At 54.1% G+C, this 2,965-nt stretch carries 2 rRNA genes; both read left to right on the forward strand.

Going from position 1 to position 2,965, the window contains the following annotated elements:
• Nucleotides 1-2,803, forward strand: a 23S ribosomal RNA gene (locus tag ACYQ44_RS10285); the annotation flags it as partial.
• Between the two features lie 33 nt (nt 2,804-2,836).
• Nucleotides 2,837-2,950: ribosomal RNA gene (gene rrf / locus ACYQ44_RS10290) — 5S ribosomal RNA — on the forward strand.
• The last annotated feature ends 15 nt before the right edge of the window (nt 2,951-2,965 follow it).

The following is a 2,965-nucleotide window of genomic DNA, read 5'->3' on the forward strand; positions in this document are numbered from 1 at the left end:
TCCGAATGGGGAAACCTGAAGATCCCGAAAGGGAGGCGAACCCGGGGAAGGGAAACATCTTAGTACCCGGAGGAAAAGAAATCGAAAGAGATTCCCTGAGTAGTGGCGAGCGAAAGGGGAGGAGCCCAAACCAGTTAGGTGCAAAAGGGTGCTGCCGTTGCCTAACTGGGGTAGCGGGAAGTAATCGGAGCCGACAGCACGAGGCTCGGGAGGGAATTATGTATAGCCGAAGTATCTGGGAAGGTACACCGAAGAGGGTGAAAGTCCCGTAGGCGAAATACATAATGAATCCTGGATTACTCTCCCAAGTAGCGTGGGACACGAGGAATCCTGCGTGAATCTGGGTGGACCACCATCCAAGGCTAAATACTACCCGTCGACCGATAGAGAAGAAGTACCGTGAGGGAAAGGTGAAAAGGACCCCGGGAGGGGAGTGAAAGAGAACCTGAAACCGTAAGCCTACAAGAAGTGGGAGCTCTAAGGAGTGACCGCGTGCCTTTTGATTAATGTGCCCACGAATTGCATGTACTGGCGAGGATAAGCCGAGAGAGGTGGATCCGAAGTGAAAGCGAGCCTTAATAGGGCGTATAGTCAGTATATGCAGACCCGAAGCCAGGTGAGCTATCCATGGGCAGGGTGAAGTTGCGGTGAAACGCAATGGAGGCCCGAACCGGTATGCAGTGAAACGCATTCGGATGACCTGTGGATAGGGGTGAAAAGCCAACCGAACCTGGTGATAGCTGGATCTCCCCGAAACGTGTGTAGGCACGGCCTCAACCAAGAGTTACGGGGGTAGAGCACTGATAGGCGTAGGGGGGTAACCTCCGAAACTTGTCAAACTCCGAATACCGTAACTTAAAGGTTGGGAGACAGACTGTGGGGGAAAAGCTCCATGGTCGAGAGGGAAACAGCCCAGACCGCCAGCTAAGGGCTCAAAGGGATAGCTAAGTGTGAAAGGTAGTGGACTGCCAGAGACAGCCGGGATGTTGGCTTAGAAGCAGCCATCATTAAAAGAGTGCGTAACAGCTCACCGGTTGAGGCGGACTGCGCCGAAAATGTAAGGAGGCTGAAGCTATACCCCGAAGCTGCGGAATCTGCGGATTGGTAGGGGAGCATTGTGCGGTAGGGAGAAGGTTACTCGCGAGGGTAGCTGGACGAAGCACAAGAGCGGATGTGGGCATGAGTAACGAGAGGAAGGTGAGAATCCTTCCCCCCGAAAGCCCAAGGGTACCTGGGGAAGGGTCGTCCGCCCAGGGTAAGCCGGGACCTAAGGTGAATCCGAAAGGAGTAACCGATGGAAAACGGGTAAAGAATCCCGTGCCATACATGACCTATAGTAAGAGGGGTGACGCAGAAGGTGAAGCCTCGTGAGCAAGTGGCACGCTCATCTAAGCGCAAAGGCCGAAGAAGCTAGTAGGTAAATCCGCTGGTGGAGGCTGAAGCGTGATGGGGAGGACGCAAGTCCAACGAGGTCATAGCCAAGCTGCCAAGAAAAACCTCGCTTACTGGTTGATGTATGCCCGTTCCGAAAACCGACACAGGTGGGTGAGCTGAGAAGGCTAAGGGGAGCAGGCTAACCTCCGCTAAGGAACTCGGCAAAATAGCCCCGTAACTTCGGGAGAAGGGGTGCTCTCTAGTGTGGTAATAACTGCACAGGAGAGTCGCAGTGACAAGGTCCAGGCGACTGTTTACCAAAAACACAGGACTCTGCGAACTCGAAAAGAGGACGTATAGGGTCTGACGCCTGCCCAGTGCCGGAAGGTTAAGGGGAGTGCTGAGAGGTACGAACCGAAGCCCCGGTAAACGGCGGCCGTAACTATAACGGTCCTAAGGTAGCGAAATTCCTTGTCGGGTAAGTTCCGACCTGCATGAATGGCGTAACGATTTGGACACTGTCTCAGCGGAGGGCCTGGTGAAATTACAGACTGGGTGAAGATGCCCAGTACCCGCAGTTAGACGGAAAGACCCCGTGGAGTTTTACTGTAGCCTGACATTGTAACTTGTCATGTTGTGTACAGGATAGGTGGGAGGCAGAGAAACCTGCTCGCAAGGGTAGGTGGAGCCGCCGGTGGGATACCACCCTCAGCATGATGGGTTACTAACCAATAAGTGTGAAGAGCACAATTGGGACAGTGTTAGGTGGGCAGTTTGACTGGGGCGGTCGCCTCCTAAAGAGTAACGGAGGTGCGCGAAGGTAGGCTCATGTGGGTTGGAAATCCACAGAAGAGTGTAAAGGCAAAAGCCTGCCTGACTGCGAGACTGACAGGTCGAGCAGGGTGGAAACACGGTCTTAGTGACCCGGCGGATCCGAGTGGAAGGGCCGTCGATCAACGGATAAAAGTTACCCCGGGGATAACAGGCTTATCGCGCTCAAGAGTTCATATCGACGGCGCGGATTGGCACCTCGATGTCGACTCATCGCATCCTGGGGCTGAAGTAGGTCCCAAGGGTTGGGCTGTTCGCCCATTAAAGCGGTACGTGAGTTGGGTTCAGAACGTCGTGAGACAGTTCGGTCCCTATCTGCTGCGGGCGTAGGAAACTTGAGGGGGGTCACACCTAGTACGAGAGGACCGGTGTGAGGGTACCACTGGTAAATCAGCTGTTCCGCCAGGAGCAGGAGCTGAGTAGCCAAGTACCTGACCGATAACCGCTGAAAGCATCTAAGCGGGAAACGGGCCCCAAGATGAGGTTTCCCACTCTTCGGAGGTAAGGGCAGTTCGAGACTAGGACGTAGATAGGCCGGAGGTGTAAGTGCAGTGATGTATTGAGCCGACCGGTACTAATAGCCCGAGGCCTTGACCTTATTAAGTAGCTATGCATATGTGAATGAGTATTGAGGGGTGCAGATACCAGATATGGAAACACGCGGATCCATGCCGAACCCGACCGTTAAGCATATCTGGGCCGATGGTAGTATGGGCAATCCATGCGAGAGTAGGTAGCGCCCCTCTTTTTATTTTTCCCC

This window comes from Marinitoga arctica, from assembly GCF_054657315.1.